Annotated in this window: 14 protein-coding genes and 1 riboswitch; of the genes, 3 read left to right on the top strand and 11 right to left on the bottom strand. The window is 33.5% G+C overall.

Annotated elements, in window-relative coordinates:
• Window positions 1-216: 216 nt before the first annotated feature.
• The 6 genes from ERL59_RS05405 to ERL59_RS05380 form a co-directional block, all read right to left on the bottom strand.
• The gene (locus ERL59_RS05405) at window positions 217-1332 is read right to left on the bottom strand and encodes a TIGR04053 family radical SAM/SPASM domain-containing protein (RefSeq protein WP_160645170.1); all 1116 of its coding nucleotides are present in this window, start codon (window positions 1330-1332) and stop codon (window positions 217-219) included.
• Between the two features lie 13 nt (window positions 1333-1345).
• A complete protein-coding gene (thiH, locus tag ERL59_RS05400) occupies window positions 1346-2437 on the bottom strand; it encodes a 2-iminoacetate synthase ThiH (RefSeq protein ID WP_160645169.1) in 1092 nt (363 codons plus the stop codon).
• Window positions 2438-2653: 216 nt separating this feature from the next.
• Window positions 2654-3241, bottom strand: coding sequence for a guanylate kinase (locus ERL59_RS05395; RefSeq protein WP_160645168.1), 588 nt, complete (start codon window positions 3239-3241; stop codon window positions 2654-2656).
• Window positions 3242-3412: 171 nt separating this feature from the next.
• Complete coding sequence (locus ERL59_RS05390) at window positions 3413-4480, bottom strand: M42 family metallopeptidase (RefSeq protein ID WP_160645167.1); 1068 nt, start codon at window positions 4478-4480, stop codon at window positions 3413-3415.
• A gap of 73 nt (window positions 4481-4553) precedes the next feature.
• On the bottom strand, window positions 4554-5357 hold the full coding sequence (locus tag ERL59_RS05385; RefSeq protein WP_160645166.1) for a DUF92 domain-containing protein: 804 nt from the start codon (window positions 5355-5357) through the stop codon (window positions 4554-4556).
• Between the two features lie 161 nt (window positions 5358-5518).
• Complete coding sequence (locus ERL59_RS05380) at window positions 5519-6079, bottom strand: spore coat protein (protein WP_160645165.1); 561 nt, start codon at window positions 6077-6079, stop codon at window positions 5519-5521.
• Window positions 6080-6240: 161 nt separating this feature from the next.
• Between ERL59_RS05380 and ERL59_RS05375 the strand changes: the two genes are divergently transcribed.
• On the top strand, window positions 6241-7434 hold the full coding sequence (locus tag ERL59_RS05375) for an MFS transporter (RefSeq protein WP_160645164.1): 1194 nt from the start codon (window positions 6241-6243) through the stop codon (window positions 7432-7434).
• Window positions 7435-7500: 66 nt separating this feature from the next.
• Here the strand turns inward: ERL59_RS05375 and ERL59_RS05370 are convergent, their stop codons facing one another.
• Complete coding sequence (locus ERL59_RS05370) at window positions 7501-7695, bottom strand: hypothetical protein (RefSeq protein ID WP_160645163.1); 195 nt, start codon at window positions 7693-7695, stop codon at window positions 7501-7503.
• A gap of 246 nt (window positions 7696-7941) precedes the next feature.
• Here ERL59_RS05370 and ERL59_RS05365 point away from each other — a divergent pair, with 246 nt between their 5' ends.
• Window positions 7942-8358 carry an RDD family protein gene (locus tag ERL59_RS05365; RefSeq protein ID WP_160645162.1) on the top strand — a complete coding sequence of 139 codons (417 nt, stop codon included), beginning with the start codon at window positions 7942-7944 and terminating at the stop codon, window positions 8356-8358.
• A 68-nt stretch (window positions 8359-8426) separates the two neighbouring features.
• On the opposite strand, the gene thiC is transcribed toward ERL59_RS05365, so the two are convergent.
• Complete coding sequence (gene thiC, locus ERL59_RS05360; protein ID WP_160645161.1) at window positions 8427-10196, bottom strand: phosphomethylpyrimidine synthase ThiC; 1770 nt, start codon at window positions 10194-10196, stop codon at window positions 8427-8429.
• 379 nt (window positions 10197-10575) lie between these two features.
• A riboswitch (TPP riboswitch) is annotated at window positions 10576-10687 on the bottom strand.
• Between the two features lie 257 nt (window positions 10688-10944).
• Between thiC and ERL59_RS05355 the strand changes: the two genes are divergently transcribed.
• On the top strand, window positions 10945-11814 hold the full coding sequence (locus ERL59_RS05355; RefSeq protein ID WP_160645160.1) for a vanadium-dependent haloperoxidase: 870 nt from the start codon (window positions 10945-10947) through the stop codon (window positions 11812-11814).
• A gap of 54 nt (window positions 11815-11868) precedes the next feature.
• On the opposite strand, the gene ERL59_RS05350 is transcribed toward ERL59_RS05355, so the two are convergent.
• The 3 genes from ERL59_RS05350 to ERL59_RS05340 are packed head-to-tail and all read right to left on the bottom strand — an operon-like array spanning window position 11869 to window position 15202.
• Complete coding sequence (locus ERL59_RS05350) at window positions 11869-12798, bottom strand: type II secretion system F family protein (RefSeq protein ID WP_160645159.1); 930 nt, start codon at window positions 12796-12798, stop codon at window positions 11869-11871.
• A 5-nt stretch (window positions 12799-12803) separates the two neighbouring features.
• The gene (locus ERL59_RS05345; RefSeq protein ID WP_160645158.1) at window positions 12804-13772 is read right to left on the bottom strand and encodes a type II secretion system F family protein; all 969 of its coding nucleotides are present in this window, start codon (window positions 13770-13772) and stop codon (window positions 12804-12806) included.
• 17 nt (window positions 13773-13789) lie between these two features.
• The gene (locus ERL59_RS05340; RefSeq protein WP_160645157.1) at window positions 13790-15202 is read right to left on the bottom strand and encodes a CpaF family protein; all 1413 of its coding nucleotides are present in this window, start codon (window positions 15200-15202) and stop codon (window positions 13790-13792) included.
• Window positions 15203-15207 lie beyond the last annotated feature (5 nt).

Below are 15207 nucleotides of genomic sequence, written 5' to 3'. Positions count from 1 at the left end.
TAATCAGAGATACGCTAACCTAGTCTATGTACAAATGACTAGCCATAAAATAGTTTAAATTATAAATATGAACTGAATATGAACAAATTAAATGTTGAATATATAAAAAAACCTTCCAAATATAGAGAGTTGTCACATCATACATGAAACAAACACTATATACTTAAAAGGAATTTAAATTTACTAGCTTAAAAAAATGAATGACAAAATAATAAATTAACGTTTGCTTAAACTATATTTAGGAGGAACGTACGTACAATAAGGTTCACTTTCTAAATAATCTCCTGTGATGGCAAAGGCTCTCGATCTAGATCCACCACAAACAAATCTATATTCACAAACCCCGCACTTTCCTTTATATTGGTTAGGATCACGTAATTGTTGAAAGACTTTAGATTCTCGATAAATTTTTGATAATGAGCTTTCTCTTACATTTCCAGCTTTTATAGGTAATAATCCACTAGGATATACATCTCCGATATGGGAGATAAAGACAAATCCATTCCCGTCATTTACACCTTTAGGAGCACGTCCTAAACCATCTATCGTGCCCGTCAATCCACTTCTTATCGATTGGGAATAATGGATGTTATCCCTTTGATGATTTTTTTCTTTTTGTTTATTCTGAATTACAACTCTGCGATAATGCTGGGCTGCTGTTGTTTTTATATCAAAAGATACTTTATTACTTAATTCATACAACCATTGAAAAACCTCTTCATGTTGATCTGGTGTAATCATGTCAGATATCTTTCCTCTTCCCGTTGGAACTAAGAAAAATACACTCCACAAGACACAGTTTAATTCTTCAACTAATTGAGCCATATCTTCCAATACATGTAAATTATAATTTGAAACAACAGTATTGATTTGAAGAGGTAAATTTAGTTCATTTATCGTCTCTATCGCTTTCATAGTTAAGTCAAAAGAACCATTTGTACCTCTAAAATGATCGTGAATACTTGCATTAGGACCATCTAAGCTAAAAGCCCATCGGGATAAACCAACATCTTTAGCTTTTTTAATTGCTGCTGTTGTAACATTGGGGGTAGCGCTAGGTGTCATTGACACTCTTACACCTTTTTGTATAGCATATTCTGCTATGTCATATACATCGTCTCTTTCAAGTGGATCTCCTCCTGTAAACACTAATAAAGGATTATCCATATCATAAATTTCATCAATTAATCTTTTCCCTTCCTCTAATGAAAGCTCTCTGGGATCTCTTTTATATTGTGCTTCGGCCCGACAATGTAGACATTTTAATTCACACGCTCTCGTTAATTCCCAAATCACAATAAACGGATTTTTATGATAATCACGAGTGATCATGTTTCTTACCCCCTTATATAGGTTGATAGCCTTTGTGTTTTAACATAGTTACAATCTCTTCAACACTACGTACATCAGAGATATCAAACTGATGATTTACGGTCTTTGTCTGACTTTGACTAACATATCCACCAACTGCAGTGCAAGAGGCAGCTGACATGTTGGTAACACCATATGGTAAAATTTCATCTCTTAAAGTTGGACTTTCTCGTGTTGATAAATTCATATTGCAATCAGGTAAAAATAAACGTATAGCCAACATCATTTGAATGAGATGTTGATCCGTTACATTCACCACAGGTTCAAATTCTCCTAAATTAGGTCTTATTCTAGGAAAAGATAACCCAATCTGCGTGTTAGGATATTTTTCTTGCAAGTAGTTTACATGCATCGCTAAATAATAGGCTTCTTTTCTCCAGTCTGCTAATCCTAACAAAACACCCATATTCACTTTGACCATGCCAGCTTTGCATGCTCTTTCAGGGGTATCGATTCTATATTGATAATTTCTTTTAGGACCTTTAACATGAACTTTTTTATACGTTTCTTCATTATACACTTCTTGATATACCGTAACCCCATCTGTTCCACTTGCAACTAAGTCCCCGTACTCAGTAGTATCCATAGGTTGTATTTCTATAGAAACAGAATCAAATTGTTTTTTTAACATTTTAATGACTTGTTTTAAGAAAGAAATGGGAACATGAGTTTTAGATTCCCCTGTTAAAATAAGTAGATGGTTAAAGCCTAATTCCTTTAAAACATTTGCTTCAGCTTGGATTTCAGATAAGGATAGTTTCTTTCTTTTAAATGTTTGAGTAATACTAAAACTACAGTATTCACATTGATTCACGCAAAAATCAGATATATAAATGGGAGCATACAGCTCGATTTTTTTATAAAATTGTTGAACCGTGTTTTCATGTGCTTTTTGTGCCATAATATCTAAATAAGGCACAGCAGCTGGTGACAATAAAACTATGAAATCAAATTCATTAAGCTTCTTCTTTTGTAAAATCTTTTTTATTTCCACAGATGTTATAGTTGAAAAAATATCTTGAATCGATACATTTTTTAATTTCTTGTAAGTTTCATAAAAACTCATAAAACAACTCCTCTTCATTTTCACAAAAAGAACTCATTATAAAATTTAAACTAGTATGATAAATACTACTTTAAAAAAAGAGCTTATGCTATGAAGTTTGTCACACACAAATACTGCGAATTATGTATTAAATAATTTATTATTACAGAGATTTATTTTTCTAGATAATAAAACTCACCATTAGAAAATGGCGAGTTTCATATTTTTCTTCCTATATCAATCTTTCTCTTCTAATTGACGATCCATATACCCTTCTAATACTTCTGTTACTGCGAACACGGTATGAGCTAGATCGGTATTTTCAAATGCATATTTGCATTCATCTTTGTATGACATATCTTCATCGTAATGTTTAAAATGAAAATCTACAATTTCTTGGCTCACACCTAAAGCTTTCTGACGTTCGATAATCACATCGCGATCTACATAAATAAATATACGGCTTACCTTTTCACCAAATAACTTTTTTAAAGTTCTAGCACCATCTGAGTTTAATATCAAATAAATAAAATCATTGTTTTTAAACTCCTGTTCAATATCAAACCCTTTGATGCCATAAAAATTCCCATCAATTTCAGTAACTTCCACAAATTCTTTATTATTGATGCCTTCTTCAAATTGCTCCCGTGAAATAAAATGATAATCTTGACCATTTACTTCGCTTGGACGTTTCGATCTTGAGGTATAGGAGATCACTTTTTTAATCCCCAAAGTTGTACCAACCATATCTGCCACAGTTTTTCTTCCTGATCCATCTGGGCCTGTGAAAACAAATATCATTTCCTTTTCCTTTAATTGATACATTAGATCCCTCCTTATAATATAAAACCGATAAACTGGGGTTATTAAACTGAATCCAACTAATCAATTGAATTAGCTTTTATGAGTTCGCTCGAAATGGGAAGTGTTTAATATTTCATTGTCAATAATTTAGATAATAAAAGAATGAAATTACAACTGTGAACAACAGTGATTCTATTTAATAATTTCTTCAAAAGTTGATTGATTTGTTGTTTTCACTAACTTTACTAGTAACTCCTTGGCAGCTTCATAATCATCCACATGTAAGATGGAAGAGGAAGTATGAATATACCTAGAACAAACACCAATAACAGCTGATGGAACCCCAATTCCATTTAAATGTACATTACCTGCATCTGTTCCTCCAGCAGATATAAAATATTGATATGGAATTTGATTAGACTCTGCAGTATCTAGTACGAATTCCTTTAATCCTTGGTGAGTTACCATTGATCTATCTAGAATACGAAGTAATGTACCTTTACCAAGTTGACCAAACTCACTTTTATCACCAGTAGTATCATTTGCTGGACTTGCATCCAAAGCGTAGAAAATATCAGGTTTTACCAAATTAGATGCTGTCACTGCACCTCTTAATCCCACTTCTTCTTGTACAGTCGCTCCTGTAAACAAAATATTTGGAAGTTGTTCGTTATGTACTTCTTTTAGAAGCTCTATTGCTAAGCCAACACCATAACGATTATCCCAAGCTTTAGCTAAGATCTTTTTTGGATTTGAAAGTACAGTGAAAGGGCAAATCGGAACAATTTGCAGTCCTGGAAGAATACCCATGTTTTCAGCATCTTGTCGATCATCTGCTCCTACATCTATAAACATTTGATTTATATCTGCAGGTTTTTTACGCTGTATTTCATTTAACAAATGTGGGGGTGTTGAACCAATGACTCCGATCACAGGGCCATTTTTTGTTATGATTTGTACTCGCTGAGCTAATAGTACTTGACTCCACCAACCACCTAGTGGTTGAAATCGAATCATACCATTATCTGTTATTTTTGTAACCATAAAACCAACTTCATCTAAATGACCGGCCACCATTACTCTTGGACCGTTTTCATTCCCTCGAACAACACCAAAAATACTACCTAAGTGGTCTTGAATGACTTCATTTGTATATTTTTCTAACTCTGATCTAACATAAGTTCTAATCTCTTTTTCAAAACCAGGTGCAGCTGTCATTTCAGTTAATGTTTTAAATAGTTCTAATGTTTCCGCATTCATTTCTATCACTTCCATATATTTATATTCTTAGTTTACCAAAATTTTGTACAATTGAAAATAAAACTTTCAGAGATTACATCCATAAAGTTCCTATTAATATAGCAATCAAACCACCAACGATAGAACTAATCATATTCACTCTATCATTATTCATCCATCTCCAACCTCTTTTCATACGAGCAGGGTGTAAACAATGCTTGGAACTTTCAACTTCTTTTCCACAATGTTTACAATCATACATAACTTGCCATTTTGCTCCTATAAACGAATCTGTCAAAGCACCTATAAAACCACTAACTGTACCAATAATTAAATAAAAACACAGCATTTCCAAATCATTTTCTTTAGATAAGAACCAAGCAACAATTCCAATAAACCCTCCCCCAAGTATACTTGATATCAAACCCAAATTTGAAACCCCTCCTGAAGATCCAGTAGTCACAGTTTTAAAAGAAACAATAGATCTAGGTGGTTTTTTGCTTAAGCTGCCGATTTCTGTTGCCCAAGTATCTGCATTCACAGTTGCCAATATACCAATAAAAGCCCACCAAATCATAGGTTGCTGCCAAACATAAAAAGCCATAGCCAATAAGAGTGCTAGTCCGCCATTTGCCCACACTTGGCCTGCATCTCTAGTTCCTGTTTTTTCATAACTATGTTCTATCATTTTTTTTCTATTCTGTTTCCATTTTGTAAGAAGAGAGGAAGAAATAAAAAAGGCAATCAGTGTACCATACCAAGCTAAACTAACCAGGGCATACATTAAAGTACCTATACAGATAGCCATTACAGCACCTGATAAAGACAATGATTTTTTCCAAAACGCTAATCCAGCGATTATGAAACTTCCTAAAAAACCTATGATCCACTCCGTCATGAATGATTCAGTTCTCCTAACCTACTCCATATTGAATAAATCCAAATAATATTAGAAATATATAAATCATATTATACACAATATTAACGTTTATAAGTAGATTTGAAGTAGGAGTTGGGCACTTTCAATTCGTTTTAGAAAATGCCCTTTTTTTCAATTCATTATTGATGAATATTTTGTTGTACAGGTTGATAACTATGTAGATAAGTTTTGGCAGTATGATCTTCCATAGTAGGAACTTGATAGTCTCCTTGTTGATTCATAAATAAAAACACTTCATATGCTTGATTAGCACAGTTTTGTGCACCATTAATCAACATTTGCCTTACGTTAGGATCAGCACATTCAAGGGATGCAGCAATATGATTTTTTGCCGAACCTTTGTGAAGGCATAACATTCCTGCAATGATTTGCTGATCATTGAGTTGTCCTTGAGTTTGTGGAACCTGAGCTTGAGGTTGATGTAAACCATATCGTATTTGCTGAGGTTGGATGTTTGGTTGTGAATATGGTTGCATTGATCTGTTTGCTGCATTATAGTCATGTGTATACGCAACTAATTGATCATAACTTTGAATCGCTGACTGCATATGATTGTTTATCATTTGGCGTAAATTAGGGTCTTGACACTGAGCAGCATACAGAGAAAAATGATTCATCATATTAATACTTCCATTTAGTATTTCATGAACTTCCATCGTTTCATGAGCACCGAAAGGCATATTGGTCATCTCCTTGATTTATGTGTTTAGGTAATACAAATTTAATGTAACCATAATGAATACAAGTATACATAATAAAAACCAACAAATGTGAAGTTCAACAATGTCTTAGTAAGTCAATCATCATATTACAATTTTCATTTTGAAAGAAGGAACCTATTTTGCCTCGTTGGAAAACTAATCTTATTGTGTTGTGGTTTGGTCAATTTATGGCAACATCAGGCATGAGTATGATCATACCGTTTTTACCTTCATATATACAAGAATTGGGAATTACTGATCCAGATGAGGTTGCCATCTGGACGAGTATTGTTTTTGCAGGAAATTTTTTAACTGCATTTTTATTTCAGCCTTTATGGGGGAAATTAGGAGACCGATACGGTAGAAAAATCATGATCCTCCGGTCAGGTTTTGGAATGTCTATTGTAGTTGCACTAATGGGTTTTGCAACAAATACATGGCAATTATTAATTTTACGTTTATTAAATGGAACTATCTCAGGGTATATCCCCGCTTCAACGTCTTTGGTATCCACAAATACACCACGTGAACATATTGGTTTTGCAATGGGAATAATGCAATCTGGAGCTGTAGCAGGTACAATACTTGGACCTTTTATTGGTGGCTTATTAGCAAATTTCGTTCCCTTTCAAACTATCTTTTTTATTACAGGGGGATTACTTTGCATTGCTTCTTTGTTAGTTCTCTTTTTAGTTAAAGAAAAATTTGATAAGAAAAAAGCAGCTAAAACACCGAATATTTCTGTATTGCAAGGATTTCAAGATTTAAGAAAAGTACCGCAAATCCCTGCGTTATTTTCAGTTACTTTTATTATCCAATTTTCATTACTGAGTGTAATGCCTTTAATGGCTATATTTGTGCAAGGGATGCATGGGAATTCTGAGTGGTTAGCATTTTACGTAGGATTGGTCAGTTCCATAACAGGATTTTCAAATATGATAGCATCTCCTTTATTAGGAAAACTAAGTGATCGTATTGGCTCAGAAAAGATACTATTCATTGCCCTTTTGGGTGCTGCCTTAACTTCATTCCCACAAGCATTTGTAAATAACGTTTGGCAGCTTCTCATACTCCGGTTTTTTATGGGAATATTTATAGGTGGCTTGCTTCCATCTGTAAACTCCTTACTTAGAAAGTTTATACCTGAAGGGATGGAAAGTCGTGCTTATGGATTTAATACAAGTGCGTTAGCTCTAGGTAATATGTTAGGGCCGATTACTGGAGGATTTATATCAGGGTTCATCACCATACCTGGATTATTCATTATGTCAAGTGTTTTGCTGACTTTTAATATGTTATGGGTGCAAAAAACATTAATTACGCGAAAAAGATAAAATCAGTTTTAAACACTTAATTTGTTTACTCTTCATAGACAAAAATAATAAAAACACCTATGAGTTTTAACGAACTAAAAACTCACAGGTATTTTTTTTGAAATATTTCTCTTGTATTTTGACATATTCATCATCGTGATTCGTAATTTCCCCACCGTAATCCACAGTAACACCATATTGTCTAACGATAACCCTTAGCTTATTTACAATCGCTTCATCAAAATCATTCTCTTTGGATAATATTTGCTTTTCTTTAAACATTGATTTCTTCCCTCTTAAAATTCAATTTTTTTTTCATTGTTTACTTCCTTTTTTCATACTTTATAGTAAATCATTCTAAATTAAAAATCTAATATCATAATAATATGATAACTTTCTCTTTCTTAGATGAATTGAAGATAGATGACATTAATGGTAATGAAAAGCCTTACAATAATTGGTTAATTTTGTTTGGTGAAATTATGCCTATGATATAAAAACTAAATAAATGTAAAAGGAGTGTTGGCTTTGGTTCAATCACCAGCTGGGTTTTGGATTCGATTGGCTGCAAGTATTTTAGATTCGATCTTTATAGCAATCTTTTTCACATTCATCTTTGGGTATATTATTGGGTTTGGAGATCTCAGTCAAATTCTTGATGTGTTATACTTGATTATTGTACCTGTTGTTTGGTATGGGTATACAATAGGAAAAAGAATATGTAACATTCGAATTGTAAAAATGAATGGTGAAAATGTTGGATTAGGAACGATGTTGCTTCGTCATTTAGTTGCTGGATTCGTTTATGTTTTAACATTGGGAATTGCACTTATAGTCAGCATATTCATGGTTGCTTTACGAGAGGATAAACGTTCGGTACATGATTTCATTGCAGGCACTTATGTTACTTATGAAAAACCATTAGAAAATGAAATTACTAATTAATAAATAATTTTGTACTAAAAAACCTGATGGGAATCCATCAGGTTCATTTTTTTGCTCAGACATTTCTTTTAACTGTAAATTTTTTTACCTTTATCTGTAAATTCTTGTGCTTTTTCCTTTAATCCTTCTGTAATCGCCTTTTCATCCGTTAATCCTTTTTCCTTGGCATATTCACGAATATCCTGTGTGATTCTCATACTGCAGAATTTAGGACCACACATTGAACAAAAATGAGCAGTTTTTGCCCCTTCTGCTGGAAGTGTTTCATCGTGAAATGAAAGAGCTCTTTCTGGATCAAGTGAAAGATTAAACTGATCACGCCAACGGAATTCAAAACGGGCTTTAGATAATGCATCATCTCGAATTTGTGCACCAGGATGACCTTTTGCAAGATCCGCTGCGTGTGCGGCTATTTTATACGTAATTACACCTTCACGAACGTCATCTTTATTCGGTAAACCTAAATGCTCTTTTGGAGTGACATAACACAACATCGCCGTACCATACCACCCTATCATGGCTGCTCCAATAGCTGAAGTAATATGATCGTATCCTGGCGCAATATCCGTTGTTAATGGACCCAGAGTATAAAATGGTGCTTCGTGGCAAATATCAAGCTGTTTATCCATATTCTCTTTTATTTTATGCATTGGTACGTGACCAGGTCCTTCAATCATTACCTGGACATCATGTTTCCAGGCAATTTTAGTTAGTTCACCTAATGTTTCCAGCTCTGCAAACTGAGCTTCATCATTTGCGTCTGCGATGGAACCCGGTCTTAGACCGTCTCCTAATGATATGGAAATATCGTAGGTTTTAAGAATCTCACAGATTTCTTCAAAGTGAGTATATAGAAAGCTTTCTTCATGATGAGCTAAACACCATGCTGCCATAATAGAGCCACCGCGTGATACGATTCCTGTCACTCTTTTTGCAGTCATTGGTACATATCTTAATAAAACACCCGCATGTATCGTGAAATAGTCAACACCCTGTTCCGCTTGTTCAATTAAAGTATCTCTATATACTTCCCATGTTAAGTCTTGTGCTTCTCCGTTTACTTTTTCCAATGCTTGATAAATTGGGACTGTACCAATTGGAACTGGAGAATTACGAATAATCCATTCACGTGTTGTATGTATGTCTTTTCCTGTAGATAAGTCCATGATATTATCTGCACCCCAACGAGTTGCCCAAGTCATTTTTTCTACTTCCTCTTCGATAGATGAAGTGACAGCAGAATTTCCAATATTTGCATTGATTTTCACATGAAAATTACGTCCAATGATCATGGGTTCACTTTCAGGATGATTAATATTTGATGGAATAATAGCTCGACCGTTTGCCACTTCATCTCGGACAAATTCTGGAGAAACATTTTCACGAATTGCAATAAACTCCATTTCAGATGTAATCAAGCCTTTTTTTGCGTAATGCATTTGAGTCACATTTTTACCTGTTTTTGAGCGTAATGGTTTGCGTTTCAACCCAGGAAAAACATCAACATTTTTAACCGCTTCTTCATTTAAATAACCATTATCCTCAGGTTTTATATTTCTACCATCATATTCTTCTACATCATTTCTTTCTTTAATCCAATTCCCTCGAAGTGATGGCAAGCCTTTACGAATATCCGTTTCATAAGCTGAGTCTGTATACGGTCCACTTGTATCATAAACTCTCACTGGTTCATTTACTTCTTCACCATAATCTGATGTAGTAGAACTTAATGCAATTTCTCGCATCGGTACTTTAATATCCTCTCTAGACCCAGTAACATATACTTTTTTACTCCCTGGAAAAGAGGAAACAGAAAAATGTTTAGTTTGATTTGACATAAGAAACCTCCTAATAGAAATATATGATAAAAATTCATTATTTTCATGAAACAGAGAGAGTATCAAAAGGAAACATTTTGAACAACCTCACATAACACTTATTCATGAAAAAATCACTTTATGCATGGTTAAGGTGGACAATTCATTGTTCTATTTGTTGAATTTTAGAAAATGGATTTTTTTTAGAAATTTGGCCAAAGTAGGATTTCTGTCGTTTTGGAAATGAAGTGAAATTAAAAGATATCGTGGAATCATTCTGTTATGGTTATTTAGAAAATAAGAAGAACTATTTTCTTAAGCATATAATTCTGCATGATTTTATTCTTAATCGTCCAATAAAAAATGACTACTTAAGGAAATAAGCAGTCATGAATAGATCATTCAAGAATAGACATCTTTCCTACGCTGGCATTACCCAGATCAGGTTCAACAGTCGATAGCAGAACAGCCATCCTCTCAGCCTGGTCTTCCAAGCTCCCTGCATTTATTAACTTAATATAAACTTACCATGAACGGATTCACTTTACAATAACTTTCAAACTATTACCTGATTTAAAAATATCACAATGTATGTTATATATAGCACGATTAACTTAAAAGATGAATCTTTCTTTCATTAGAATATAGGCATAAATCTAGTTTTATATTAAAAATGGGTGTTTGCTATAAAAAAACAGACGTTTTCATCATTTCCGATCCAGTGTTACTAGAATAAAATATTACATCTTACAAGAAAGGAGTAAAAATCATGAGTAAATGTTGTGATAACTTTGATCCCAACTATTTATTGTGGAATGAAGTTCCTTACGCAGGTGAAGATAGCCCACCTACGAATCCAGAAGACCCTCTAGCAGGCTCATGGCCTATGTATTTTTACAATCGATGTGGTCAAAAATTTCAGATTAAACAAACTGGAGAACACGTGTATTTCACGGTCAAACACCCTAATTTTATAGATTGGGGAGGAGCGCAATTAGATGCTGTATATGAAACTGCGAACCACTTAGATGAATTTAAAAAACAAGTAGCAACTTATTGGGGCACAGGTGTAGCTAATAAACAATGGCTGCCTGTTTTGGATATATTAGTAGATACGTATGGAGTAACTGCTCCTTATGCTGCAAGATTAGAAGCTGCTGTATTAGCTGCTGCCAACGATGCATTTATGATCACCTGGTATTATAAATTTATGTGGTTAGTAGCAAGACCGGATCAGTATGACCAAACTTTTGCTACTCTATTATGTACACCTCGTCATCCAACCTATCCTTCTGGACATGCTGCTGTAGCAGGTTGTGTTACTACAATGCTTAAGTACTTTTTCCCAGCAGAAGCTGCTAGATTAGATGAATTAGGTGAAGAATGTGCTGTGTCACGTTTGTATGCACTTGTCCATTTCCCGGTTGATAATGATGAGGGCTTAAAATTAGGGAGACAAGTTGCGGAACATATCATTCCAATTTTAGCAAGTGAAACGGATTCATCAGGGAAGCCAATTGATGTTCCTTATACAGAAAATAAACATGCAGATTTACCTCCACCACCTTATGAACAAGTCATTCCTTTTGACTTTCCAGATAACTGCACTTCACTCACTCTTCCTCCTGATGATAGTTAGAAAATACAAAGATCATGGACACTCATCCATGATCTCTTTAAACACACGATATTTCTATTTTCCAAAAACCTCAATGAAACCTATTAAAACAGGACCTAACAGGACGATAAATAAACATGGAAACACAAAAAACACAAGAGGGAGTAACATTTTAATGGGTGCTTTCATAGCCTGTTCTTCCGCTCTTTGTTTTCTTTGTTGACGAACTTCCTGAGATAAAACCCTCATTACCTTTACCATACCTACTCCTAACTTTTCAGCTTGGAGAATATTACTCACCATTGTTTTTACTTCTTTCAAGAGTAATCTTTCTTTAATTCCCAATAAAGCTTCTCGCCTTGTTCTCCCTAAACGTATTTCCTCTAAACAATGCTTAAACTCAATTGCCAATACCCCTTTCTTTTTGGAGACCATCTTATTTAATGCGGCATCAAACCCCAAACCTGCCTCCAAACTTACCGTTAATAAGTCTAAAACATCTGGAAGTTCACGTAAAGCTTTATAATTACGTTTTTTAATTTCATTTTGTAAATACAGATGGGGTATAATCAAACTACTAACAAAGGCAAAAAATACTACAGGAATAATGAATGTGATAGAATTTTCCAAAAAATATGTATATATACCTAAAATAGTTGGAATTAGAATAGCACATCCGATTTGAAATAATCTAAACTCAATTGGTGTCATTTGAAATGGTCTTCCAGCTTGCATCAATTTCATTTCAATCTTAGCTACTTTTTTCTCTTTCATGTTACGTTCAAATATTTTCTTCATTTTGAACAATATATTTTTTAGCCATCTTTTTAAGAAAAATTGTGATTTACTTTTCTGCTCAATCATCTCTCTGTTTTCAAATAACTTATTTTCTTCACCTTTTATTAAAGAGATTCTTTTTGTGATTTTCTCTTTCCTCTCTTTACGTAAAACAAAAAAACTATAAATAACTAAGGTGATTGTTAAAAAAAATGTAACATAAACCATAAAAATTACACCTCAATCGTAGTTAACTTCCTTATTAGCATAAATCCAATTGTACCTGAGATTAGTCCTGCAATAACTAACATAATACCAATTGGATGACGGAAAAAATCAGCGAAATATTCAGGTTCTATTAAAAAAATAACAAAACCCACACCAATTGGTAAACTTCCTATAATCATTCCAGATAATTTACCTTGTGCAGTTAACGTTGAAATCTGACCTTGAATTTTAGTTCTGTCCCGAATGGTTTGTTCAATGGTTTCCAAAATGACCGACAGATTTCCTCCAATTTGCCTTTGAATTAAAATGGATTGCACCATCAAATCTAAATCTTCACTAGGCATTCTTTCTTTTAATTTATTTAATGAGTCTTCTATTGAACTTCCATATTGCATTTCTTTAACCACAATTTCTATTTCTTCTTTCATTGGTGATCCAGATTCAGATTCTTCTACTACTGACTGTAAAGATTGTACTAAACTAAAACCAGCACGAAGTGAACTAATTATTGTTGTTATCATATCTGATAAACTATCGTTAAACATTTTTATACGTTTTCTTTGTTTAAATTTAATCCAAATCTTTGAACCAAAGTAAATGATACAAAATCCAATTATGATCATAATCAATTTGTCAAAAATTAAAAATGCAATCAATCCTGAAAGAATGGAAAGAATAATTCTAAACATAATAAATTCCTCTGCACTAAGAGAAATCCCAGCACTAATTAAACTTTGATCCAGGTTTTTATTATTTTTTTTCTTTTTCATCCTTTCCTTCACAGATTGCTGGAATAGTTTCATTTGAACTAAACCATGAATGTTACGTTTATTCATATGATCATTATCATTTTCCTTTAAGAAAAACTTCAATCTCTTTTCCATTTTTTTATCTGAATGGAAAAATAACTGCATTAAACTAAAAAATAAAAAAATACATGTTATCAAGAAAAAGACTACAATCAAAAATTTCAATCTTAAACCCTCCTCTTTTATGAATATTCATCTTCTATAAAAACAGTTGGAGGAATATAAATGCCTGAGGTTTCTAATCTTTCATAAAATTTAGGGCGTATTCCTGTTGGTTTAAGTTCTCCTATGATTTTTCCTTCCTCATTGATTCCATATTGTTCAAATACAAATATATCTTGTAAAACTATCACATCACCCTCCAAACCTTGGACTTCTGTGATATGTGTTATTCTTCTCGTACCATCTTTCATTCTTGATTGATGAATAATAAGATCAATCGCCCCAGAGATTTGTTCTCTAATTGCTTTCACAGGTAAATCTATACCGACCATTAATACCATTGTTTCCAAACGGGAAATCATGTCCCTTGGACTATTGGAGTGACCAGTTGCTAGGGAACCATCATGACCTGTATTCATTGCTTGCAACATATCTAATGCTTCACCAGAACGAACTTCCCCTATAATAATTCGTTCAGGCCTCATTCTTAAAGCATTCTTAACAAGATCACGAATGCTGATTTCTCCTTTCCCTTCTAAATTAGAAGGTCTAGACTCAAGAGATACAACATGCTCCTGCCATAATTGCAGCTCTGCAGCGTCTTCTATTGTGATGATTCTTTCATCACTAGGAATACAGGAAGATAAAACGTTTAGAGTTGTTGTTTTACCTGAACCCGTCCCTCCACTAACAAAAACATTTAACTTGGCTTTTACACATGCATCCATAAAAACAGCCATATCTTCAGTTAGTGTACCAAACTTGATCAAATCTTCCATCTTAAATGGATCCTTTGAGAACTTCCTAATCGTTAAAGTTGGTCCTTTCAAAGCAAGTGGGGGTATGATCGCATTTACCCTTGAACCATCTGGTAATCTAGCATCTACCATTGGACTGCTTTCATCTATTCTTCTTCCAATTGGGGCTACGATTTTTTCTATGATGCTCATAATATGTTCATCATCTCGAAATTGAACTTCTGTTTTGATGATTTTTCCCGCTTTTTCTACATATACTTGTTCAGGTCCATTGATCATTACCTCCGTAATCGTTGGATCCAGTAACAATGGATTTATAGGTCCATAACCCGTTAAATCGTTTATAAGTTCATCCACTACGATTTTTCGATTAATTACCCCTCTAAATTTTTCATTTTCTTTCATAATTTCAACAGCCATGCCATCGATTTGAGGAATAATCTTTTTCACGTCATTGTCTTTCACTTGATCCATGATTTTTTTATGTAATAATTTTTTCAAATCCTGCTGCAAAATAGTTTTAGGATCTTTTTCCTTTTTAATTTTATCTGCATTATTGTCCGTTTTACGATAAGAAGATAAAAGGTCTATTTTGGCCGTTGTTATTGTTCCATTTGCGTTATCCAATTTAGATTTTTCTTCTTTTTTTGCTTGAATTTTATTTAATAAACTCATACGCT

This window comes from Chengkuizengella marina (genome assembly GCF_009910845.1).
Lineage (GTDB): Bacteria > Bacillota > Bacilli > Paenibacillales > KCTC-33759 > Chengkuizengella > Chengkuizengella marina.
This window is presented reverse-complemented; position numbering and strand designations above follow the sequence as displayed.

Bases quoted from the DNA above. Each gene is read 5' to 3' on its own strand.
- ERL59_RS05405 (WP_160645170.1), bottom strand. From the start codon at position 1,332: ATGATCACTCGTGATTATCATAAAAATCCGTTTATTGTGATTTGGGAA.
- thiH (WP_160645169.1), bottom strand. From the start codon at position 2,437: ATGAGTTTTTATGAAACTTACAAGAAATTAAAAAATGTATCGATTCAA.
- ERL59_RS05395 (WP_160645168.1), bottom strand. From the start codon at position 3,241: ATGTATCAATTAAAGGAAAAGGAAATGATATTTGTTTTCACAGGCCCA.
- ERL59_RS05390 (WP_160645167.1), bottom strand. From the start codon at position 4,480: ATGAATGCGGAAACATTAGAACTATTTAAAACATTAACTGAAATGACA.
- ERL59_RS05385 (WP_160645166.1), bottom strand. From the start codon at position 5,357: ATGACGGAGTGGATCATAGGTTTTTTAGGAAGTTTCATAATCGCTGGA.
- ERL59_RS05380 (WP_160645165.1), bottom strand. From the start codon at position 6,079: ATGCCTTTCGGTGCTCATGAAACGATGGAAGTTCATGAAATACTAAAT.
- ERL59_RS05370 (WP_160645163.1), bottom strand. From the start codon at position 7,695: ATGTTTAAAGAAAAGCAAATATTATCCAAAGAGAATGATTTTGATGAA.
- thiC (WP_160645161.1), bottom strand. From the start codon at position 10,196: ATGTCAAATCAAACTAAACATTTTTCTGTTTCCTCTTTTCCAGGGAGT.
- ERL59_RS05355 (WP_160645160.1), top strand. From the start codon at position 10,945: ATGAGTAAATGTTGTGATAACTTTGATCCCAACTATTTATTGTGGAAT.
- ERL59_RS05350 (WP_160645159.1), bottom strand. From the start codon at position 12,798: ATGGTTTATGTTACATTTTTTTTAACAATCACCTTAGTTATTTATAGT.
- ERL59_RS05340 (WP_160645157.1), bottom strand. From the start codon at position 15,202: ATGAGTTTATTAAATAAAATTCAAGCAAAAAAAGAAGAAAAATCTAAA.